Annotated in this window: 20 protein-coding genes and 1 pseudogene; 20 read left to right on the forward strand and 1 reads right to left on the reverse strand. The window is 67.9% G+C overall.

Annotated elements, in window-relative coordinates; translation table 11 throughout:
* Positions 1 to 116: 116 nt before the first annotated feature.
* From AC07OQ_RS21945 to AC07OQ_RS21990, 10 genes and pseudogenes are all read left to right on the forward strand, one after another.
* A complete protein-coding gene (locus tag AC07OQ_RS21945) occupies positions 117 to 788 on the forward strand; it encodes a methyltransferase (protein ID WP_495055265.1) in 672 nt (223 codons plus the stop codon).
* A gap of 32 nt (positions 789 to 820) precedes the next feature.
* Positions 821 to 2,059 carry a hypothetical protein gene (locus AC07OQ_RS21950; RefSeq protein WP_495055266.1) on the forward strand — a complete coding sequence of 413 codons (1,239 nt, stop codon included), beginning with the start codon at positions 821 to 823 and terminating at the stop codon, positions 2,057 to 2,059.
* On the forward strand, positions 2,050 to 2,880 hold the full coding sequence (locus AC07OQ_RS21955) for an arginase family protein (protein ID WP_495055267.1): 831 nt from the start codon (positions 2,050 to 2,052) through the stop codon (positions 2,878 to 2,880). Before AC07OQ_RS21950 ends, AC07OQ_RS21955 begins: the two co-directional genes overlap by 10 nt.
* Positions 2,881 to 2,951: 71 nt before the next feature.
* A pseudogene (cysC, locus tag AC07OQ_RS21960) lies at positions 2,952 to 3,545 on the forward strand (adenylyl-sulfate kinase); the annotation flags it as partial.
* 69 nt (positions 3,546 to 3,614) lie between these two features.
* Positions 3,615 to 3,929, forward strand: coding sequence for an iron uptake protein (locus AC07OQ_RS21965; RefSeq protein ID WP_495055268.1), 315 nt, complete (start codon positions 3,615 to 3,617; stop codon positions 3,927 to 3,929).
* Between the two features lie 17 nt (positions 3,930 to 3,946).
* A complete protein-coding gene (locus tag AC07OQ_RS21970; protein WP_495055269.1) occupies positions 3,947 to 5,626 on the forward strand; it encodes a PepSY-associated TM helix domain-containing protein in 1,680 nt (559 codons plus the stop codon).
* The gene (locus tag AC07OQ_RS21975) at positions 5,619 to 5,942 is read left to right on the forward strand and encodes a DUF3325 family protein (RefSeq protein ID WP_495055270.1); all 324 of its coding nucleotides are present in this window, start codon (positions 5,619 to 5,621) and stop codon (positions 5,940 to 5,942) included. The genes AC07OQ_RS21970 and AC07OQ_RS21975 overlap by 8 nt, the downstream gene beginning before the upstream one ends.
* A gap of 201 nt (positions 5,943 to 6,143) precedes the next feature.
* On the forward strand, positions 6,144 to 8,381 hold the full coding sequence (locus AC07OQ_RS21980; RefSeq protein WP_495055271.1) for an NADP-dependent isocitrate dehydrogenase: 2,238 nt from the start codon (positions 6,144 to 6,146) through the stop codon (positions 8,379 to 8,381).
* Positions 8,382 to 8,545: 164 nt separating this feature from the next.
* Positions 8,546 to 9,124 carry a 2'-5' RNA ligase family protein gene (locus AC07OQ_RS21985; protein WP_495055272.1) on the forward strand — a complete coding sequence of 193 codons (579 nt, stop codon included), beginning with the start codon at positions 8,546 to 8,548 and terminating at the stop codon, positions 9,122 to 9,124.
* Between the two features lie 5 nt (positions 9,125 to 9,129).
* Complete coding sequence (locus AC07OQ_RS21990) at positions 9,130 to 9,336, forward strand: hypothetical protein (protein ID WP_495055273.1); 207 nt, start codon at positions 9,130 to 9,132, stop codon at positions 9,334 to 9,336.
* Here the strand turns inward: AC07OQ_RS21990 and AC07OQ_RS21995 are convergent.
* Positions 9,327 to 10,352 (reverse strand): DUF72 domain-containing protein, encoded by a 1,026-nt coding sequence (locus tag AC07OQ_RS21995; protein WP_495055274.1) that lies wholly within the window; start codon positions 10,350 to 10,352, stop codon positions 9,327 to 9,329. The genes AC07OQ_RS21990 and AC07OQ_RS21995 overlap by 10 nt on opposite strands.
* Positions 10,353 to 10,398: 46 nt before the next feature.
* On the opposite strand from AC07OQ_RS21995, the gene tadA reads away from it, so the two are divergent.
* The 10 genes from tadA to AC07OQ_RS22045 all read left to right on the forward strand — a co-directional run bounded on the left by tadA (position 10,399) and on the right by AC07OQ_RS22045 (position 22,379).
* The gene (tadA, locus tag AC07OQ_RS22000; RefSeq protein ID WP_495055275.1) at positions 10,399 to 10,959 is read left to right on the forward strand and encodes a tRNA adenosine(34) deaminase TadA; all 561 of its coding nucleotides are present in this window, start codon (positions 10,399 to 10,401) and stop codon (positions 10,957 to 10,959) included.
* Positions 10,956 to 11,921, forward strand: coding sequence for an LD-carboxypeptidase (locus AC07OQ_RS22005; protein WP_495055276.1), 966 nt, complete (start codon positions 10,956 to 10,958; stop codon positions 11,919 to 11,921). The genes tadA and AC07OQ_RS22005 overlap by 4 nt, the downstream gene beginning before the upstream one ends.
* Positions 11,922 to 12,109: 188 nt before the next feature.
* Positions 12,110 to 14,368: an ABC transporter substrate-binding protein gene (locus tag AC07OQ_RS22010; protein WP_495055277.1), complete on the forward strand. Its 2,259-nt coding sequence runs from the start codon at positions 12,110 to 12,112 to the stop codon at positions 14,366 to 14,368.
* Between the two features lie 14 nt (positions 14,369 to 14,382).
* Positions 14,383 to 15,366, forward strand: coding sequence for an ABC transporter permease (locus tag AC07OQ_RS22015; protein WP_495055278.1), 984 nt, complete (start codon positions 14,383 to 14,385; stop codon positions 15,364 to 15,366).
* A gap of 13 nt (positions 15,367 to 15,379) precedes the next feature.
* Entirely contained in the window at positions 15,380 to 16,828 is a 1,449-nt protein-coding gene (locus AC07OQ_RS22020; RefSeq protein ID WP_495055279.1) for an ABC transporter permease, read from the forward strand.
* Between the two features lie 5 nt (positions 16,829 to 16,833).
* Positions 16,834 to 18,693: an ABC transporter ATP-binding protein gene (locus AC07OQ_RS22025; protein WP_495055280.1), complete on the forward strand. Its 1,860-nt coding sequence runs from the start codon at positions 16,834 to 16,836 to the stop codon at positions 18,691 to 18,693.
* A gap of 1,234 nt (positions 18,694 to 19,927) precedes the next feature.
* Complete coding sequence (locus tag AC07OQ_RS22030; RefSeq protein WP_495055281.1) at positions 19,928 to 20,506, forward strand: hypothetical protein; 579 nt, start codon at positions 19,928 to 19,930, stop codon at positions 20,504 to 20,506.
* A 114-nt stretch (positions 20,507 to 20,620) separates the two neighbouring features.
* Entirely contained in the window at positions 20,621 to 21,478 is an 858-nt protein-coding gene (locus tag AC07OQ_RS22035; RefSeq protein WP_495055282.1) for a MotA/TolQ/ExbB proton channel family protein, read from the forward strand.
* 24 nt (positions 21,479 to 21,502) lie between these two features.
* Positions 21,503 to 21,931 (forward strand): ExbD/TolR family protein, encoded by a 429-nt coding sequence (locus AC07OQ_RS22040; RefSeq protein WP_495055283.1) that lies wholly within the window; start codon positions 21,503 to 21,505, stop codon positions 21,929 to 21,931.
* A 16-nt stretch (positions 21,932 to 21,947) separates the two neighbouring features.
* Positions 21,948 to 22,379: an ExbD/TolR family protein gene (locus tag AC07OQ_RS22045; protein WP_495055284.1), complete on the forward strand. Its 432-nt coding sequence runs from the start codon at positions 21,948 to 21,950 to the stop codon at positions 22,377 to 22,379.
* Positions 22,380 to 22,439: the final 60 nt, after the last annotated feature.

Below are 22,439 nucleotides of genomic sequence, written 5' to 3' on the forward strand. Positions count from 1 at the left end.
AACGCATGGAAGGCGGCTCGAGGATCGGGGCGCATGCCCTTGAATCGACCGCGGTTCGATGATCCTCCCTGGCTGGAGCGCTTGATCCTTGCATGGCAGACCTCATGGAGGTGGCAATGGACCTGGCTAGCTTTACCGACCAGTGGCAGGCGCAGCGGCAGCAACTCTTCAAGTCCGTGCCGCCCGAAGGCCGGACGGTCCGCTATCTGGACAAGGAGTTCCTGGTCTACCCCGACACCTTCTGGCCTTTCGCCGACAGCCTGCCGCTGGTCAGGCATTTCCGGGTCGCGCCGGGCGAAAGCGTGCTGGACGTGGGCACCGGCTCGGGCGTCATCGCCGTCTTTGCCTGCTACCGGGGCGCCGGGCGGGTGGTGGGGGTGGACATCAATCCGGCGGCCCTGCGGAGCGCCACCCACAATGCCCGGCTGCACGGCTTTGCCGACACCATGACGGTGCGGCAGTCCAACCTGTTCGAGGCGCTGGGCGATGAGGAGCGGTTCGACGTCATCACCGCCAACCTGCCGTTTCGCAACAAGCCGGCGCACGATGTCGTGGCGATGTCCCAGTGGGACACCGATTTCCAGACCAACACCCGTTTCTTCGAAGGCGTGGGGCGGCACTTGAAGCCCCAGGGGCGCATCTATTTCGTGCAGTCCAACTTCGGCGAGATCGAGACCATCAAGCGTCTCGCAGGGGCGGCGGGCCTGCAAACCGAGGAACTGGCCAGCGAAGCCACCGACGCCACCCGGCGCCAGCAGTTCTTCGTCTACGAGATGACCCGGGCCTGATCGATCAACAAGGGTCTGACGCATCGGCCGCCATGGACAGCGTCCTGCAGGCGATCAAGTTGCGCCGCGCGGTGCCCCGCTCGGAGCTGGACTCGTCGGTCCGGCGGGTGGTGGTCATCCTGTCCGGTTCGCGCGGCGGGTCCAGCCTCTTCAAGGAGACCCTGGCCCGGCATGCCCGCATCGCCTCCCTCGACGGGGAAGTGGACCCCTTGCTGGCCTTGACCGGCAACGGCTTCAATCGAAATTCCGACAGCGATTGCATCGAACGGGTGGCCCATGCCGGGGAACTGGCCAGCAGCATCCTGGACGAGATTTCCTTTGCCTCGACGGAGCTTCTCGACACCGGGCTGCTGCTGAGGAAATGGAGGAACCGGCTGCTGCTGCAGTTCCCCGCGCATTTCCTGGATGCCGGTGCCGAGCAAGGCCTGGAGCGCTCGCTGGAGGCGGCCTTGAGCCGCATCGATCGTGGCGACCGCCGCAGCGAGGCCGAGTTGCAAACGTCGATTCTTGCCGCCGTGTTCGGCGACGAGCCCTGGCGCATCGGCTATTACGACGGCCGGGCCGCCGCCGGCGCGGGCCGCTTCTTCGACGAGCCGCTGAAGATCGAAGAGCCGCCCTTCGTCGTGCCCGCGCTCAGGCGGCGGCCCTTCGGCGAGGCCGATGTGCGGGATTCGGTGCTGCTGTTCAAGTCGCCATCCGACGCCTACCGCATCGGCATGTACGAGCAACTGTTCCCCAATGCCGAGGTGAGCTACATCCACCTGACCCGGGGCTTCGCGCAGTCCGTCAACGGCCTGATGGACGGCTGGCTCTATCCGCTGGGATTCTTCTCGCACGACCTCGGCAAGATCGGCTGCGAACTCGCGATCCGGGGCTATTCCGAGCGCGTGCCCTTCGGTCGCCGGTGGTGGAAGTTCGATCTGCCGCCGAACTGGCGGAAGTTCACCGACGCGAGGCTGGAGGAGGTGTGCCTGAACCAGTGGTACTCCTGCCACGAAGCCATTCTGCAAAGCGGCGTCGACACCCTGCGCGTCTCCTTCGAAGACTTCATCGCCAAGCCGGTCGCGCTGCTGGGGCGGATCACCGAGCAGCTGGGTCTGCCCGCCATGGCGCTGCCGGATGCGCTGCCCATCAGGATGGCGACCGAAGCGCCGGGCCCGCGGCGCTGGCACAAACGAGCCGCCCTGCTCATGGACCTGGGCCGGCGGCCCGAGGTGCGCGCGATGATGGGCCGGCTCGGCTATTCCATGGACCCCGACACATGGCTGTGAACGCCAGGCTTCTGCTGCCCTATCTGATGGGCCAGCGCCGTGACGGTCTGCGTCATGTGCTCGACCTCGACCCCCATCCCTGGGAGGTGCTGGCGCCCGCCCGGCTGCACGAGGTGCGGATCGACGACCCCATCGCGAAGCTGCGCAGCCTGGGCAGCCTCTACGCCCTGCTGGCCACGCGCGTCGCCGCGCTGGCCCGCAGCGGCAGCCGGCCGGTCAGCCTCGCCGGCGACTGCGTCTCGAGCCTGGGCATGCTGGCCGGGCTGCAACAGGCCGGCCAGCCGCCCGAGCGCGTGCTCTGGCTCGATGCCCATGGCGACTTCCACACCTGGTCCAGCACCCAGACCCAGTACATCGGCGGCATGCCGCTGGCCATGTTCGTCGGCCGGGTCGACCCCGGCCCCGACCCGCGCAGCCGGGCGGCACGGGCCTGCCTGGCCAGCATCGGCGTGCAGGCCTATCCGCAGCGGCAGATCGTGCTTGCCGATGCGCGCGACCTCGACCCCGGCGAACGCGAAGCCCTGCTGGACTCCCGGATCCTGCGCTGCCCGCTCGGCGAGATGCTGGAGCACCTGCAGCCGCGGGAACGCCTCTACCTGCACTGGGATACCGACGTCATCGACGACCCGGCCCATATGCCCGCGCTCAAATACCATGTCCGGCGCGGCCCCAGCGCCGCGGACATGGCGGCCTTCTTCGAAGCCCTGCGGTCCTACAACATCGTCGCCGTCTCGGTCTCCGCCTGGCATGCGGAACAGGACGCCGACCACCGTACCGCGCGGGCCTGCTTGGAGATCTTGAACATGCTGCTCGGCACCTGACGCCGCGCATGGATCGAAGGCTTCCCGATGCCGCGAAGAGGGACCCCATGAATGAGAACATGGCCGCTGCGGCCCGAAACATCCACCCGCAGCATCTGGACCTGGACAAGACCGCGCGTGCGGCTTTGAAGGGACAGCGCCCCTGCGTCGTGTGGTTCACCGGCCTTTCGGGTGCCGGGAAGAGCACCATCGCCAACCTCGTGGAGCTGCGGCTGCATGGCATGGGGTGCCATACCTACATGCTCGATGGCGACAACGTCCGTCGCGGGCTGAACAGCGACCTCGGATTCACCGAGGCCGATCGCATCGAGAACATCCGGCGCGTGGCCGAAGTGGCCCGCTTGATGGTCGATGCCGGCCTGATCGTCCTGGCCGCGTTCATCTCGCCGTTTCGTGTCGAGCGCAGGATGGCGCGATCGCTGGTGGGCGACGGCGAATTTGTTGAAGTGCATGTGGACACCCCCTTGCAACTGGCGGAGCAGCGCGATGTGAAGGGCCTGTACAAGAAGGCTCGCCGTGGCGAGTTGAAGAACTTCACGGGCATCGACTCGCCCTACGAGGTCCCGGAAGCACCGGACCTGCGGCTGAGCACCGTCGACACCTGCGCCGAGCGGGCGGCCGACCGGGTCGTCGAGCACTTGCGCATGATGGGTCGTATCGCTTGAGAGTGCCGCGCACGGCAAGACGATTCGCCCATAGAATGAGAACAATTCTCATTTCATGAAATCACCCACATGACTTCCGAACCGTCCTCCGGCGCCGTCCAGGCGCCGACCCGGCTCCACATCGCCGCGCGCGTCGCCGCCGGCCTGCTCGGCGGCTGGGCCTTTGTGTGGGGCTGCGTCACGCTGGGCGTCGCGCTGCTGCTGGCCACCGGCATGCGCTACGGCGAGGCCCTGACCCTGGCCTATCTGCTGGCCTTTCTGGTTTATCTGGGGGCCTTGCTGTGGGCCTTCGCGGCGGCCAGCCTGGCGCGGGTCTGGACCGTGCTGGCCGGCGGCGGCGCGCTGATGACGGGCCTGGCCTGGCTGCTGAGCCGGCAGGCCTGAACGGGCAGGGGAGCAAGATGTTCAAGACCTTCCGACTCTCGATGAGCTGGGTCCACACCTGGTTCGGCCTGGTGCTGGGCTTTGTGCTGATGGCCTGCTTCTTCTTCGGCTCGCTGTCGGTGTTCGACCGCGAGATCGACCGCTGGGCGATTCCCGCCTCGCGTTTCGCGCCGCAGCCCATGCCCTCCTTCGACAAGATGCTGGAGCCGGCCTTCCGCACCATCAAGCTCGACGCCGCCGCGCGCGAGGAGGCGCAGTCGCGCAACAATGGTGTGCTGCCCGAGGAACTGCCGCTGCACGAGTGGGGTGCCTACACGACGCACCGCGACCCGGTGCTGCAGATGTGGTCCGGCTTCGAACTGCCCAATCCCAAGGACCCGGACAACGACCATGCCTACGGCCTGCTGACCCTGGACCCGCGCAGCGGCCGGCCGCTGCCCGAGACCGCGCTGAAGATCGGCAGCCAGTTCTTCTACCCGATGCATTACGGCCTGCACCTGCACTGGCTGGACCTGGGCTACTGGGTCGTCGCGCTGGCCGCGCTGGCGATGCTGGCGGCCCTGGTCAGCGGCGTCGTGATGCACCGCAAGATCTTCCGCGAGCTGTTCACCTTCCGGCCCGGGAAGCACACCCAGCGCAGCACGCTGGACCTGCACAACCTGACCGGCGTGGTGGCGCTGCCCTTTCACTTCATGTTTGCGCTGTCGGGTCTGATCATCTTCGCGGGCATCTATTTCCCGCTCTCGAGCACGATGATGAAGCCGCAGGCCAAGTCCTTCGAGAAGGCCGAGGCCGCGCGCACCGGCCTGCCCGAGCATGGCGCCGGCATCGCCGCGCCGCTGGCCTCGGTCGACGCGATGGTGGCCGAAGCGCAGCGGCGCTGGGCCGCGCGCGGCATGGCCGGCGAGGTGGGCCTCTTGAGCATCCATCATGTGGGCGACCTCAATGCCACGGTCAGCATCTACCGCGCCGGCACCGACCGCGTGAGCCTGACCGGCGAGGGCATCCACTTCAACGGCGCCACCGGCCAGCTGATCCGCGAGGACGATCCGGTCACGGCGGTGAAGGGCGTCAACGACTTCATCACCGGCCTGCATCTGCAGCATTTCCGCCATTGGCTGCTGCGCGCGCTCTATTTCATCGGCGGCATGGCCGGCTGCGTCTGCATCGCCACCGGCTTCATCTTCTTCGTCGAGAAGCGCAAGCGCCAGCATGCGAAGGCCGGCACCAGCGGCGCGCGCTGGGTCGATGCGCTGGCGGTCACGACGGTGACCGGCATGCTGATCGCCACCACCGCGATGCTGGTCGGCAACCGCCTGCTGCCGGTCGACCTGCCGGAGCGCGGCCTCTGGGAGGAGCGGGTGTTCTGGGGTGCCTGGGGGCTGGCGCTGCTGCATGCGGTCTGGCGCACGGCAGCGGTGCGCGAAGCGCGCATCGCGCCGGCCTGGCGCGAGCAATGCTGGGCGGTGGCCACGCTGGCCCTGGCCGCGGCGGCGCTGAACTGGATCACCACCGGCGACCATTTGCTCAAGACCGTTGCCGAGGGCTACTGGCCGGTGGCCGGCGTCGACCTGCTGCTGCTGGTCACGGCCGGCCTGGCGCTGCTGGCGGTGCGCCGCCTCGCGCGCCGCGAACGCCGCGCGGCGCCCGCCGCCGCGGGCAGCGAGACCGCGCTGCCGGAGGTGGCCAATGCCTGAGATCCTGCTGCTGGCCGGCGCGCTGCTGGCCGCGCTGCTGGGCCTGGCCTGGCTGGCGCTGGCGATGGAGGTGCACTGGGAACAGGTGCGGGGGCGCGACGCGCCGCTGCCGCCGGGCCTGGCGCGCGCGCTGCGCATGCTGGGCGCGCTCGCCCTGTCGGCGTCGCTGGCGCTGTGCCTACGGGTCGACCATGTGTCGATGGCGGCCCTGGTCTGGGTGATGGCCCTGGCCGCGGCCGCGCTGACGCTGGCCTTCACGCTCGGCTGGAAGCCGCGTCTGCTGGCGCCGCTGCTGGCCGGCGCGGGCCGACGCTGAACGCCGCCCCCGCCATTTCGAGGCCCAACGCCACGCCCGGGCGCCAGGTGCCCCCACGAAAATTCATTTTTCGTATCGTGGATTGGAATTGCAGGAAAATGCCGGCCAGCGCCTTGGTCCCGACACGAGGGGATCGAGGTCTGGTTTTCACGCGCCTCGCTGCCATCGGCGGCCGGGCCATCATCTCCAGGACAAGTACCCATGAGCACCCAGCAGCCCAACATCATCTACACGCTGACCGATGAGGCCCCCCTGCTCGCGACGAGCGCGTTTCTGCCCATCATGCAGGCCTTCGCGGAGCCCGCCGGCATCAAGGTCGGCAGCAGCGACATCTCGGTGGCGGCCCGCATCCTGGGTGCGTTCGGCGACTTCCTGGCGCCCGAGCAGCGCGTGCCGGACAACCTGGCCGAACTGGGCAAGCTGACCCTGACGCCGGACGCCAACATCATCAAGCTGCCCAATATCAGCGCCTCGGTGGCCCAGCTGCTGGCCGCGATCAAGGAGCTGCAGGGCAAGGGCTACGCGATTCCCGACTATCCCGAGGCGCCCAAGACCGAGGAAGAGAAGGCGATCCGCGCCCGCTACGCCAAGTGCATCGGCAGCGCGGTGAATCCGGTGCTGCGCGAGGGCAATTCCGACCGCCGCGCCCCCAAGGCCGTCAAGGAATACGCCCGCAAGAACCCGCATGCGATGGCCGACTGGAGCCAGGCCTCGCGCTCGCATGTCTCGCACATGCACCACGGCGACTTCTATCACGGCGAGAAGTCCATCACCCTCGACAAGGCGCGCGAGGTCAAGATGGAGCTGCAGACCAAGGGCGGCCAGACCCTGGTGCTCAAGCCCAAGGTCGCGCTGCAGGCCGGCGAGATCATCGACTCGATGTTCATGAGCAAGCAGGCCCTGCTCGAGTTCTACGAGAAGGAAATCGAGGACGCGCACAAGACCGGCGTGATGTTCTCGCTGCACGTCAAGGCCACGATGATGAAGGTCTCGCACCCGATCGTGTTCGGCCACTGCGTGCGCATCTTCTACCGCGAGGCCTTCGAGAAGCACGGCAAGCTGTTCGACGAGCTGGGCGTCAACGTCAACAACGGCATGGTCGATCTCTACAACAAGATCGCCACGCTGCCGCAGAGCAAGCAGGACGAAATCAAGCGCGACCTGCACGCCTGCCACGAGCACCGTCCCGAGCTGGCGATGGTGGACTCGGCCAAGGGCATCACCAACTTCCACTCGCCCAACGACATCATCGTCGACGCCTCGATGCCCGCGATGATCCGCAACGGCGGCAAGATGTGGGGCGCCGACGGCCGCCTGAAGGACGTCAAGGCCGTGATGCCCGAGAGCACCTTCGCCCGCATCTATCAGGAGATGATCAACTTCTGCAAGTGGCACGGCAACTTCGATCCCAAGACCATGGGCACCGTGCCCAACGTCGGCCTGATGGCCCAGCAGGCCGAGGAATACGGTTCGCACGACAAGACCTTCGAGATCGGCGAGGACGGCGTGGCGAATATCGTCGACCTGGCCACGGGCGAGGTGCTGCTGACCCAGAACGTCGAGCGGGGCGACATCTGGCGCATGTGCCAGGTCAAGGACGCGCCGATCCGCGACTGGGTCAAGCTGGCCGTCACGCGCGCCCGCAACTCCGGCATGCCGGCGGTGTTCTGGCTGGACCCCTATCGCCCGCATGAGAACGAGCTGATCAAGAAGGTCAAGGTCTATCTGAAGGAGCACGACACCGCGGGCCTGGACATCCAGATCATGAGCCAGGTGCGCGCGATGCGCTACACGCTGGAGCGCGTGATCCGCGGCCTGGACACGATCTCGGTGACCGGCAATATCCTGCGCGACTACCTGACCGACCTGTTCCCGATCATGGAACTGGGCACCTCGGCCAAGATGCTGTCGATCGTCCCGCTGATGGCCGGCGGCGGCATGTACGAGACCGGCGCGGGCGGCTCCGCCCCCAAGCATGTGCAGCAGCTGGTGGAGGAGAACCACCTGCGCTGGGATTCGCTGGGCGAGTTCCTGGCCCTGGCCGTCAGCCTGGAAGACCTGGGCCTGAAGACCGGCAACGGCGCGGCCAAGGTCCTGTCCAAGACCCTGGACGCCGCCACCGGCAAGCTGCTGGACAACAACAAGAACCCCAGCCCCAAGACCGGCCAACTGGACAACCGCGGCAGCCAGTTCTACCTGGCCATGTACTGGGCCCAGGAACTGGCCGCCCAGACCGAGGACAAGGTCCTGCAGGCCCGCTTCGCGCCGCTGGCCAAGACCCTGGCCGAGAACGAGCAGACCATCGTCCAGGAGCTGAACGAGGTGCAGGGCAAGCCGGTCGACATCGGCGGCTACTACATGCCCGACGCCGAGAAGCTGGCTGCCGTGATGCGTCCCAGCAAGACGCTGAACGCGGCGCTGGCCGCCGTGCGCGGCTGACCTTGTCGCGCGGGCGCTGCGGCGCCCGTGAGCCACCGATCGACGGCGTGGGGGCAGGCCTTGCCTCCACGTTTTTTTTCATGGGGGAGGGCGCCAGCCCGGTCGAAGCAAGAGGCGCGTCGACCGTCGATGGCTCGGCCGCCGATTCCGCCTAGACTGCGGCGATGGCCTCGCCCGATCACCGGCCCGATCACCGGCTCTTCTTCGCGCTCTACCCGGACCGCGCCACGGCCCTGCGCATCGCCGCGCTGGCCTCGCGGCTGCGCACGCAGCTAGGCCTGAAGGGCCGGCCGCATGAACTGAACCGCTTCCATGTCACCCTGCACCATCTGGGCGACTTCGTCGGCATGCCGGCGGACCTCCGCGCGAGGGCCGAGGCCGCGGCGGCGACGCTGAGCTGGCCGTGCTTCGCGCTGAGCTTCGAGCAGTTGCTGAGCTTCACGCGCAAGGCCGGCAACCGTCCGCTGGTGCTGGGCGGCGGTGCGGGCCTGGAGGGGGTGAGCGATTTCCGGCGCGCGCTGGGCGAGGCGCTGCAGGCCGCCGGTCTGCCGGTGGAGCGGCATTTCACGCCGCACCTGACCCTGCTGTACGACGACCAGGCGGTGCCGCGGCGGGAGGTCGAGCCGATCGGCTGGACCGCCGGAGAATTCGTACTGGTCGACAGCCTGCTGGGGCGGCACCGTCATGTGGCGCTGGCGCGCTGGCCGCTGCGCGCCGCGGATGCCGCAGATGCCTCACAATGAGGCCCATGCGAGCAGCCTTGAGCATCCTGGGTCTGGTGGTGGTGCTGACCATCGTCTTGCTGCTGGGCAAGAAGCAGATGCAGGCGGTCACGCCGCATCGGGTGCCCACCGGCGCCAGCGCTGCCGGCGCGACGGCGCCCGAGGCGGCGCGCCGGCAGGTGCAGGAGGCGCTGGAGCGGGGCGCGCAGCGCGCCTCCGACGCTCAGCCCTGAGTCGCGACGATGGCCTCGGCCAGCGCGCGCACGCTCAGCGGCGCGCAGCCCTCGGCCTTGTTGCTGATCGTCACATAGGCCTTGTGGCCGGCGGCCGTGGTGCCGCGGATCACTCGGGCCAGCACCGCGCGGGTCTCGGGATCGGGATCCAGCATGCGGTCGAAGTCGCCATAGCGCTTGGCCGCCGCCTCGTAGCCGAAGGGGCCGTGCAGGCGGTTCAGATTCCAGCGGCACACCAGCGGGCCGGGCCAGAGCGCGCGCAGCAGCGGCAGCTGTGCCTGGATAGGCGGCAGCTTGGGATGCAGGCCCAGGCAGTAGGTGGCGCCGGCCTCGCGCAGCACGGCGACGAAATCCGGCCTCAGCCATTCGGGGTCGCGTACCTCCACCGCGATCACGCCGTCCGGCGCGCGTTCGCGCAGCTCGGAAGGGGCGGGCAGGGCCCGCAGCAGCGCGCGCAGGCGTTCCAGCTGTTCGGGCATGCGCGCCAGCATCGCCGGCGTCAACGGGCTGAGCTGGAACACCAGGGCACCGATCCGGGCGCCCAGGCCCTCCAGCGCCGGCCGGACGAACTCCTGCAGCGCCAGCTCGGGGTCCAGGAAGGCGGGGTTGAGCTGCTGGCCGCGCCCGCTGCCCTCGGCGCGCAGCTGGGCGTCGGCCACCAGGCTGGGCGCCTTGACGGTGAAGCGGAACGCGGGCGGTACCTGGTCGGCATAGCGCTCGTACTGGCTGGCCGTCAGCGGGCGATAGAAGCCGCGGTCGATGCTGACCGCGCGCAGCAGCGGCTGCTGGCCGTAGGCCGCCAGGCCGTGTTTGGACAGCAGGCTGTCCGAGTAGGCCTTGTCCCAGACCAGGCCGCCCCAGCCGGGGTAGGTCCAGGAGGATGTGCCCAGATGGGCCTGGACGGGCAGGGCGGCCGCGAGGGCCTGTTGGGATTCGTCGACGGGCAGGGGCCGGACCTTGGGGATGGGCGGCTTGAGCGGGGGCGGTGCCGCGTCCGGAAACAACGCATCTTGCATAAGCGCGCAAGGATACCCGGGCCCGCTTGCTACACTGCCCGGCCCCATGAACACGAGCTCTGCCACCGACGAATACGCGATGCGCCTGGCGCTGGATCAGGCGCACAACGCCCTGCTGGTCGGCGAGGTGCCGGTGGGCGCGGTGATCATGCGCGCCGGCCAGGTGATCGCCACCGGCTACAACCGCCCGATCACGACGCACGACCCGACGGCGCACGCCGAGATCGTTGCGCTGCGCCATGCCGCTACCCTGCTGGGCAACTACCGGCTGCCGGAGTGCGAGCTGTTCGTGACCCTGGAGCCCTGCGCGATGTGCGCAATGGCGATGATGCATGCGCGCCTGAAGCGCGTGGTGTTCGCCGCCCCCGATCCCAAGACCGGCGTGGCCGGCTCGGTGCTGGACCTGTTTGCGCACAAGGCCCTGAACCACCACACCCATATCGTCGGCGGCGTGCTGGCCGAGCCTTCGGCCAAGCTGCTGCGCGAGTTCTTTGCCGAGCGCCGCGCCGCCGCGCGCCAGCGCCGCCTGCAGGCGGCTTCCTCCGATGCCCCCGACTCGCCGATTCCCACCGGCGACGCCACCCACCTGGACGACGACCCTCCATGAGCTCTCTGACCCTGTTCACCCCCGCCGGCGTGCTGGCCCAGGCCCAGCCGCTGAAGCGCGCCGCCAAGCGCCTGGCCAAGCTGGGCTTCGAGGTCGAGATCGACGCCGACGCGCTGACCAAGCACCAGCGCTTCGCCGGCGACGACGCGACGCGCCTGGCGGCCCTGCATCGTGTGGCGAAGGCCGCGCCCTCGGTGGCCCTGGCCACCCGCGGCGGCTACGGCATGACGCGGCTGCTGGACCAGATCGACTGGAAACTGCTGGCCCATGCGATCGAGCATGGCACGCGCTGGGTGGGGCACAGCGACCTGACCGCGCTGCATCTGGGCCTGCTGGCGCATGCCAAGTACCGCGGCTTTGGCCTCTGGGCCGGCCCGCTGGCCTGCGACGACTTCGGCCGCAAGGAGGAGGACGGCGGCGTCGACGACGTGACCCAGGACTGCTTCACCGAGGCGATGGACGGGCTGCTGGAGGCGGTGGGCTTCCGCACCGAGGCCGGCTTCGACGGCTTCGAGGCGCGCGGCACGCTGTGGGGCGGCAATCTCTGCGTGCTCGGCTCGATGCTGGGCACCCCGCATTTCCCCAAGATCAAGGGCGGCATCCTGTTCCTGGAGGATGTCAACGAGCACCCCTACCGGGTCGAACGCATGCTGCTGCAGCTGGCCCAGGCCGGCGTGCTGGGTGCGCAGAAGGCGGTGATTCTGGGCGAGTTCAGCGCCTGGAAGAAGTCGCCGCTGGACCGCGGCTACACGCTGAAGACCGCGATCGAGGCGGTGCGCGCGCGCTGCCCGGGCCTGCCCATCCTGACCGGTCTGCCCTTCGGCCATGTGCCGACCAAGGTCTGCCTGCCGGTCGGCGCCAAGGTGGAGATGCTGGTGCAGGGGCGCGAGGCCCTGCTGGCCTGGGGCGCGGATCATGCCCACCACGATCATGGTCGGCACGACCATCACCACGCGCACTGATCCGGTGCGCCGCCCCGCGCCTGCGGGATGAAAGGCGCGCCAAAGCCCTTATGATGGCGGCCTTGCCTCCAGCGCGTGCGGCCACGAGCCGCACGGTCTTGGGGGCTCGTTGTTTTCTGATGGGTGCCCGCTCGAGCCCGACCCGATGGCTCGCCGTTCGCGCGCCCGTTCTGTAAGGATAGGTTCGCATGCAAGGGCTTCCTGGTCTCGCCGCCGCCGCGCGCGGCATCTGCTTGGCGCTGGCCGCCGCGGCTGCGGCGCTCGCGCTGACGGCCTGCAACAACAGCCCCTACGAGCTGGGTGCCGCCAAGACCAACACGATCTTCAATTCCTTCGACGAGCGCTCGCCGCGCTATCTGGATCCGGTCGCGGCCTACACCAATCCCGAGTCGGTCTACACCTACCAGATCTACGAGCCGCTGTATGCCTACCACTACCTGAAGCGCCCCTACGAGCTGATGCCCAAGGTGGCGGAGAAGGTGGTGCATCCCTACTACCTGGACAAGGACGGCAAGCGCCTGAGCGACGATGCGCCGGCGGAGCAGATCGCGCAGAGCATCTACGACATTCCGATCAAGCAGGGCATCAGGTACCAGCCGCACCCGGCCTTCGCCAAGGACGACAGGGGCAACTACCTCTATCACCACCTGAGCCGCGAGCAACTGGGCGACAAGCGTTCGCCCTGGGACTTTCCGGTGCAGGGCACGCGCGAGATGGTGGCCGAGGACTTCGTCTACACGATCAAGCGCCATGCCACGCCGCGCGTCGAGGCACCGCTGTTCGCGGTGTTCTCCGAGTACGTGGTCGGCCTGAAGGACTACGGCAAGCTGGTGCGCGCCGAGAACGCCAAGCTGCTGAAGGGCCTGCCCGAGACCCAGGCGGACAAGCCCTTCCTGGACTTCCGCCAATGGCCGCTGGAGGGCGCGCAGGCCGTCGACAAGCACACCTTGCGCGTCAAGATCCGCGGCAAGTATCCGCAGTGGCAGTACTGGATGGCGATGACCTTCATCGTGCCCCTGCCCTGGGAGGCCGATGCCTTCTATGCCCAGCCGGGCATGAGCGAGAACAGCCTGTCGCTGAACCAGTGGCCGGTGGGCACCGGCCCCTACATGATGACCGAGTACGTGCAGGACCGGCGCCATGTGATGAAACGCAACCCGAACTATCGCGGCGACCCCTATCCCTGCGAGGGCTCGGAGGCCGACCGCCAGGCCGGCCTGCTGGCCGACTGCGGCAAGACCATGCCCTTCGCCGACACCATCGTCTCCACCATCGTCAAGGAGAAGGTGCCGCGCAAGGAGCTGTTCAAGCAGGGCTATCTGGACGTGCCCGAGATCGAGCGCCCGGAATGGGGCGTGGATTTCATCGTCGACATGGAAGACTCCGACGAGGTCAAGGCCGCCTACCAGGCCAAGGGTTTCAAGTTCCCGCAGACCACCGACATCAACAGCTGGTACGTGGGCTTCAACTGGCTGGACCCGGTGGTCGGCAAGGGCGATACGCCCGAGCAGCAGATCAGGAACCGCAAGCTGCGGCATGCGCTGTCGATCGCGATCGACTGGGAGGAGGGCTACGGCCGCATCTTCCGCAGCAAGGGCGGGGTGGCCGCCCATGGCCCGGTGCCGCCGGGCGTGTTCGGCTCGCGAGAGGAGCAGCCGGGCTACTTCAACCCGGTGACGCACCGCCTGGTCGACGGCCAGGTGATGCGCCGGCCGATCGAGGACGCGCAGAAGCTGCTGGCCGAGGCCGGCTACCCGGACGGCCGCGACGCCAGGACCGGCAAGCCCCTGGTGCTGAGCTATGACTACCAGCGCACCGCGACGCCCGAGATCAAGGCGGAGCTGGACTGGATGGTCAAGCAGTACGCCAAGCTGGGCGTGCAGCTGGAGATCCGCGCCACCGACTTCAACCAGTTCCAGGACAAGGTGCTGAAGGGCAAGCACCAGATCTACTGGTGGGGCTGGCTGGCCGACTATCCGGATGCCGAGAACTTCCTGTTCCTGCTCTATGGCCCGAATGCCAAGAGCCTGCACGAGGGCGAGAACACCTCCAACTACCAGAACGCCGACTACGACCGCCTGTACCGGCGCATGCAGACCCTGGAGGACGGGGCCGAGAAGCAGCAGGTGATCGACGAGATGGTGCGCATCGCGCGCGAGGACGCGCCCTGGGCCTGGGGCTACTGGCCCTATGTGGCCCTGGCCTTCCAGCCCTGGGTGCACAACGGCAAGCCCGGCATCATGGTGCGCGACATGGCGCGCTACTACCGCGTCGATCCGGATCTGCGCGCCGTCAAGCAGGCCGAGTGGAACCGCCCGATCTGGTGGCCGCTGCTGCTGCTGGTCGCCGGCGCCGGCGCCATCGCCTGGACCACCCGCCGCTCCTTCCGCGCCCGCGAACTGGCCACGGCCAAGGGCTACACGCCGGCGCGCGGCAGCGCCGCCTGAGACCGCATCACACCATGCTGAACTACATGATCCGCCGGCTCGGCTACGGCATCCTGATACTGATCGGTGTCAACCTGTTCACCTTCTTCCTGTTCTTCTCGGTCAACACGCCGGACGACATGGCGCGCCTGAACATCGGCGGCAAGCGCGTCACGCAGGAGCAGATCGAGAAGTGGAAGACCGAGCGCGGCTACGACAAGCCGCTGTACTGGAACGAGGCCGAGGCCGGCGCACAGAAGGTGACGAAGACCATCCTGTGGGAGCGCTCGGTCTCGCTGATGCTCTTGGACTTCGGCCGCTCCGACGCGCGCCAGGCCGTCAACATCGGCCATGAGATCAAGACCCGCATGGGCATCAGCCTGCAGCTGGCGGTGCCGCTGTTCATCCTGCAGGTGATCGTCAGCACGGCCTTCGCGCTGCTGCTGGTGTTCTTCCGCAATTCCAGGATCGACTTCTGGGGCGTGGTGCTGTGCGTGCTGATGCTGTCGATCTCCAGCCTGTTCTACATCATCGTGGGCCAGTACCTGTTCTCGCGCGTGCTCAAGCTGGTGCCGATCAACGGCTACGCGCCGGGCCTGGACGCGGTCAAGTTCCTGGCCCTGCCGATCGCGCTCTCGCTGCTGTCGCGCCTGGGCGGCGAGGCGCGGCTGTACCGTGCGATGTTCCTGGAGGAGGTGGGCAAGGACTATGTGCGCACCGCGCGGGCCAAGGGCCTGTCGGAGCAGGTGGTGCTGTTCCGCCATGTGCTGCGCAATGCGCTGATCCCCATCATCACCAGTGCCGGCGCCTATCTGCCCTATGTGTTCCTGGGCTCGCTGGTGTTCGAGAGCTTCTTCGGCATCCCGGGCCTGGGGGCCTTCGTGATCGAGGCCATCACCGGCCAGGACTTCGCCATCGTGCGCACCATGGTGTTCCTCGGGGCGCTGCTCTACATCGCCACCAACGCCCTGATCGACGTGGCCTACACCTTCGTCGACCCGCGCGTGCGGCTCGCCTGACCGGCAGATCATCATGGGATTCAAGTTCGTCTTCCTCTGGACCGATGTGGCGCTGTGGGCCCTGTTCGCCGCGCTGATCGCCTATGTGCTGCGCATCCGCGCCCTGCCCAATCTGCGCGCCACCTGGGTGCGCGTGCTGCGCGATCCGGCGGCGCTGTCGGCCGGCCTGGTGCTGCTGCTCTTCCTGGCCGTGACGGCGCTGGACAGCGTGCATTTCCGCCGCGCGCTGACGAGCGGGCCCGGTGCCGCCACCTTCTATGACACGCACACCGAATCGCTGCTGGACCTGCTGCTGGCGCGCCAGATCGAGATGCGCGAGACCACCTATTCGCGCCCGCTGGACTATCAGGGCCTGAACAAGGAAAGCGTCACCGACCTAGCTGGCCAGACCTTGCGCGACTTCCCGCGCCTGGCCTTCGGCGGCGCGCATCTCACCGACCCGGCGCGGCAATGGGCCGGCGATGTGCGCGTCCGCGCGCTGGGCGGGCTGCTGGGCGGCGCGTTGCTGGCCGCTGCGGCGCTGCTGCTGTTCGCCGCCGCGCTGGCCGGCGGCCATGGCGGCTTCGTCCCGGCGCTCAGGGATCTGCTGGCCGACCGCACGCATTACCCGCTGCGCGCGCTCTGGATCACGGCGGCCGTCGCGCTGCTGCTGGCCGGGCCGGTGGCGGCGCTGATGAACCATTACCACGTATTCGGCACCGACCGCACCGGCAACGACGTGCTCTACCAGGCGCTGAAGAGCGTGCGCACCGCCTTCGTGATCGGCGCGATCTCCACGCTGGCGACCCTGCCGCTGGCCCTGGTGTTGGGCATCCTGGCCGGCTATTTCAAGGGCTGGGTCGACGAGCTGATCCAGTATGTCTACACCACGCTCAGCTCGGTGCCGAATGTGCTGCTGATCGCCGCCTGCGTGCTGATGGTGCAGGTGTTCCTGGACAAGAACCCCGGCCTGTTCGAGACCGGCGCCGAGCGCTCCGACCTGAAGATGTTCCTGCTCTGCGTGATCCTCGGGGTGACCGGCTGGGCCGGCCTGTGCCGCCTGGTGCGCGGCGAGACCCTGAAGCTGCGCGAGCTGGACTATGTGCAGGCCGCCACCGCCTTCGGCGTCAGCGACGCGCGCATCATGGCGCGCCACATCGTGCCCAACGTGATGCACCTGGTGCTGATCACCGTGGTGCTCTCCTTCTCCGAGCTGATCCTCTACGAGGCGGTGCTGACCTATGTGGGCGTCGGCGTCGACCCGGGCATGAACAGCTTCGGCGGCATGATCAACCTGGCCCGCTCCGAGATGTCGCGCGAACCGGTGGTGTGGTGGAGCTTTGCCGCCGCATTCGGCTTCATGGTGACCCTGGTGCTGGCCGCCAACCTGTTCGCCGACGGCGTGCGCGACGCCTTCGATCCGCGCGCCCGCAGCCTGCGCCCGCGCGTGCTGTCCCTGAAGAAGAAAAGCGCAAAGGCCTGACGAGCATGCTGAAGATTGACAACCTCAAGGTAGCGCTCGACGCCGATGTCGGCCTGGTGCGCGCGATCGACGGCATGCGCCTGGCGATCGCCCGTGGCGAGACCTTCGCGCTGGTGGGCGAGTCGGGCTGCGGCAAGAGCATGACCGCGCTGGCCCTGATGCGCCTCTTGCCCGACAACGGCCGCATCAGCGCCGGCCAGCTGCTGCTGGACGAGCAGGACGTGTTCGGCCTGCCCGAGGCTCAGATGCGCGAGGTGCGCGGCGGCCGCATCGGCATGATCTTCCAGGAGCCCTCGACCAGCCTGAACCCGGTGATGCGGGTGGGGCAGCAGATCGTCGAGGCGATCGAGGCGCACACGCCGCTGCGCGGCGCGGCCGCGCGCGCCAAGGCGATCGACTGGTTGCGCCGGGTTGGCATCCCCGAGCCCGAGCGTCGCATCGACGAATATCCGTTTCGCCTCTCGGGTGGCCAGAAGCAGCGCGTGATGATCGCGATGACCCTGGCGGCCGAGCCGGACTATCTGATCGCCGACGAGCCGACCACGGCGCTGGACGTGACCATCCAGGCGCAGATCCTCGATCTGCTGACGGACCTGCAGCGCGAGCGGCGCCTGGGCGTGCTGCTGATCACCCACGACCTGGCGGTGGTGTCCGGCATGGCCCACCAGGTGGCGCTGATGTATGCGGGCCAGATCGTCGAGGTGGCGCCGTCCGTCGAGTTTTTCGCGGCCCCCAAGCATCCCTATGCGCGCCTGCTGCTGCAGGCCCTGCCGGATGCGGGCCGCCGCGGGGCGGCCCTGGCGGCGATCGCCGGTACCGTGCCGCCGCTGTGGCAGGAGTTCGACGGCTGCCGCTTTGCGCCGCGCTGCAACCGCGCGGTGGCCAACTGCCATGACCAACGGCCCGAGCTCGAGACCCTGTCCGCCATGCATGCCGTGCGCTGCCGGCTCTACACCCATTCCGAGGAATTCGCGGCCGAGGTCGTGGCCGCCGTGCCGACGGTAGCCGCGCCGGGGCCTGCGGCTACCGATCCGGGGCAGGTCGCGCCGCTGCTGGAGGTGAAGAACCTAAGCGTGCGCTTCGCGCTGAAGCGCGGCCTGTTCGGTGGCGGCGGACCGCGCTACTTCAATGCGGTGGACGATGTGTCCTACAGCATCCGTCCGGGCCAGACCCTGGCCCTGGTGGGCGAGTCCGGCTGCGGCAAGACCACCTCGGGCAAGGCCATTGTCCAGCTGCTGCGTCGCCAGGCCCGGATCGAGGGTCAGGCCTTGCTGGAAGGGCGGGACCTGTTCGCGCTGGACGGCGATGCGCTGCGCGAGGCGCGCCGCCAGGTGCAGATCATCTTCCAGGATCCCTTTGCCTCGCTGAACCCGCGCATGCGGGTCTACGAGCTGCTGGAGGAGGGCGTGCTGGCGCTGCGGCCCGAGATGGACGCCGCGGCCCGCCGCCAGAGCCTGGAGACCCTGGTCGACCAGGTGGGCCTGCGGCGCGACGCGCTGGAGCGCTACCCGCACGAGTTCTCCGGCGGCCAGCGCCAGCGCATCGCGATCGCGCGCGCGCTGGCGGTAGAGCCGCGCCTGATCGTCTGCGACGAGCCCACCTCGGCGCTGGACGTGTCGGTGCAGGCGCAGATCCTCAATCTACTGCGCGAACTGCAGCGCAGCCGTGGCCTTTCCTATTTGTTCATCACCCATAACATCGGCGTGGTCGAATACATCGCCGACGAGGTGGCGGTGATGCGGTCCGGCCGCATCGTCGAGGCCGGCAGCACCGAGATGGTGCTGGGGCGCCCGAAACAAGACTACACGCGCACGCTGCTGGCGGCCGTGCCGAGGCTGCCGCGCGGCCTGCTGCAGCCGGCCTGATGCGCCAGGCTGGGACGATCCCCCAGATCGGTATGGAACTGGTCTGAGGGCTAGCCCGGTGCGCGCCGAGGGCGCGGTCCGAAGCCCGTTGCCGCATATGTCCCACTGAATCGATGCAAGTTCCCCAACGACATGATCGGCGCCTTGTGCCGATCATTTCAGGCAGACCCTCGGGCTCGCCTTCTTTCCGATGAGGCGACGTCTTCGGCAGGGGGGCGAGTCGCTGTTCCGGACGGCCGCCAGGTGCGGCGAGACGGACCTGCTGGCGCGCTGCCCGCATTGGAGGGCCGATGCCGATTGCCTGTCCACCATGCGTGACATCAGTGGCATGGCCGAGAGAGCGGTCGCGCCGATGCTCGGGCACCAGGTATGCGCGCCAATCTCCCGCTCAGCCATGAAGAATTATGTGGGCGCGGAGAACCGCCGCCCGGCTTGCAAGCTGACGCGTGCGGGGCAACCTGAGCGATGCAGGCGGCGTCGTTTCAACGCGCCCTAGGGTGGGGAGGTGCGGACCGTCTGGTCGCATTTCGGCTCGCTGTCGCGGTTCCGCGTGCCGCAGGCGCATATCCTGTGCTCCGTGTCGCCGTTCGCAATGACCGAGCGCTCGGCCATCACGGCTTGCTTGATCGCGGCCGGGGATTGCGCAAGGAAGTGCCAGCGGTTTTCCGACGGGGCGGCGACGCCTGGGCGTGGAGGTGTAAGAGGGTGTTTGCCCCTTGCCGACGCCGACCGCGAACGTCTTTCGCACAGACCTGCTTGTTTGCCTTCCGCACAAGCGGTCTTGCCCGGGTAAGCCCCAAGAGGGGCCGCGTCAGCTTGGTTTAAGATCTCGGCCTGTTCAGGATACTGCTGTAGTCTCGTTACACTCAGAGCCCTGAATATGGGTCGCCCGCAGGCCTAGCGCCGGCGGGCATTTTTTTGTTGAGTGTTCGGTTCCCACCGTGGCGCGACTTTTCGGCCGTCATGCCGGCCCTGCTGCTTGCAGAGGCTTACGAGGCTTGGTTCGTGTTGTGATACAACACCGTCCCTTGCACCCCGACGGTGCGGCGGACGCTGCCGCTTCGATGGCGGCTGGGCGGCATGACGCTTGCTATGGCCAGTGATACGGCGCTTATCCCCCGCATGCACCGATGGAAGAGTTTCGCAGTTTGATGAAGGAGCGCGCATGAACTTTGCGCAGGAGAAGCAAGGGGCATCCCGCTTCACAGGCATCAGTCTCGTGATATTGATTCACGTGCTGATCATCTGGGCGCTGGCCAGCGGCCTGGCCCGTAAGGCCATCGAGGCCGTCAAGGGCCCGATCGATGTGAAGGTGGTGGAGGAGAAGGTCAAGCCGCCGCCGCCGCCCGAAAAGGTCGTGCCGCCGCCACCCGACATGAAGGCCCCGCCGCCACCGTTCGTGCCGCCGCCGGAAGTGCAGGTCACCGCACCGCCGCCGCCCAACGCGATCCAGGCCCCGGTCAGCAATGTGCCGCCGCCGACCCGCGAAGTGGCCGCCACGCCGCCGCCCGCACCGGCGCCCGCGCCGGCGCCCGTGGCCCGTCCGGCCAAGATCACCGCCGGCATGGTCTGCACGAAGATGGGCAAGCCCGAGGTGCCGGCCGTCAACTGGGCCGGCGAGGCCCTGTACAAGGCCACCGCCACGGTCAAGGCTGGTCGCGTGACCGCCGTCGAAATCGCATCGCTGCGTGGTGGCGTGGACCGCCGTGCCCAGCGCGCGCTGATCCAGGCGATCACCGACACGCTGAAGGACACCTACGAGTGCCCGGGCGACCATGTGTTCGAGCAGGAGTTCCAGTTCCGCATCGAATAAGACAAAGCGTCCCAGCATTACGTACCCCAACACCGGGGCCGGGCCATGAGCCCAGCCCCAGTTTCTAACCTGAGTTCCGATCTCACTCGATCTCTCTAAGTAGGAGTTGACTCCATGACCTCTCGCATTTCCGGCCTGTTCGCCGCAATCGCATTTGCCGCGACCCTGGCGGTTGCCCCCTTGACCGCTTCTGCCCAGGCCGCTGATGCCGCCTCGGCAGCTCCTGCTGCCACCGAGACTGCCGCTCCTGCCGCCGACGCCGCTCCCGCTGCTGCTCCTGCCGACGCTGCCCATGCCAAGCCGGCCGACAATCCCTATGGCCTGAAGGCCATGATCGACCACGGCGACGCCGTGTCGAAGGGCGTGCTGCTGCTGCTGGTCATCATGTCCATGGGCTCCTGGTACATCCTGATCACCAAGCTGTGGGACACCCAGAAGCTGGCTTCGGAAGCCAAGGACGTGCGCGCCACCTTCTTCAAGAAGGCCAGCCTGACCGAAGGCGTCAAGGGCCTGAAGGAAACCGGTGCCTTCCGCTACATCGCCGAGTCGGCCATCGAGGCCTCGGAGCACCATGAGGGTGCCCTGACCGAGAACATCGACCACAGCAGCTGGGTGACGATGAACGTCGACCGCGCCGTTGGCGAAGTCAACAGCCGCGTCCAGGGCGGCCTGGGCTTCCTGGCTACCGTCGGTTCGACCTCGCCCTTCATCGGCCTGTTCGGTACCGTGTGGGGCATTCTGCAGGCCCTGACCGCCATCGGTGTGGCCGGCCAGGCTTCGATCGACAAGGTGGCCGGCCCCGTGGGCGAGGCGCTGATCATGACCGCCATCGGTCTGGGCGTGGCCGTGCCGGCCGTGCTGGGCTACAACTGGCTGGTGAACCGCAACAAGGCCGTGATGGGCCAGGTGCGTGCCTTCGCCGCCGACCTGCATGGCGTGCTGATGGGCAACCGCGCCGTCGCCAAGCGTTAATCCTGCCGCCCCGGAGCTTTAATCATGGGCATGAACGTCGGATCCTCATCCGGCGATGACGAAGTGGTCTCGACCATCAACACCACGCCCCTCGTGGACGTGATGTTGGTGCTGTTGATCATCTTCCTCATCACCATCCCGGTGGTGACGCAGTCGGTGACCTTGTCGCTCCCCAAGGAGACCAATGTCGTCCGCGTCACCAAGCCGGAGAACATCGAACTGGCGGTGACCAAGGACGGCGACGTCTACTGGGCGACCGCCCTGGTGCCCGACCAGGAAGCCCTGGTCGCGCGCCTGAAGAAGGTCTCGGTGCTGAACCCTCAGCCGGAAGTGCATATCCGCGGCGACGAGAAGGCACGCTACGAATCGGTGGGCCGCGTGATGGTGGCCGCCCAGCGCGCCGGCATCCTGAAGATCAGCTTCGTCACCGAGCCGCCGGCTCGCGGCGGTTGAGCGAGGAGCGAAAAGCATGGGAATGAATGTAGGTAGCTCGTCGGGTGGCGATGAACCGGAAGTGATGCTGGACGTCAACACCACGCCGCTGATCGACGTGATGCTGGTGCTGCTGGTGATGCTGATCATCACCATCCCGATCCAGCTGCACTCGGTGAACCTGGACATGCCGGCCGGCAACCCGCCGCCGCCGACCCGGGAGCCGGTGGTGCACGAGGTCTTCATCGACTTCGACGGCACGGTCAGCTGGGACGGCGTTGCGCTGCCCAACCAGGCCGCCATCGAGGCCAAGCTGGCCGAGATCGCCGCCGAGCCCGATCAGTCCGAGGTGCATATCAAGCCCAACAAGCTGGTCGAGTACGGCAACGTCGCCGCGGTGATGGCCGCCGCCCAGCGCCTGGGCGTCAAGAAGATGGGCATGGTCGGCAACGAGCAGTTCATCAACTGATGAGAAGACCCGGTTGATGGAACGCGCTGTCCGCGAGGGCGGCGCGTTTTTTTCTTAGGA

This window comes from Roseateles sp. GW821-FHT09B06 (assembly GCF_059418245.1).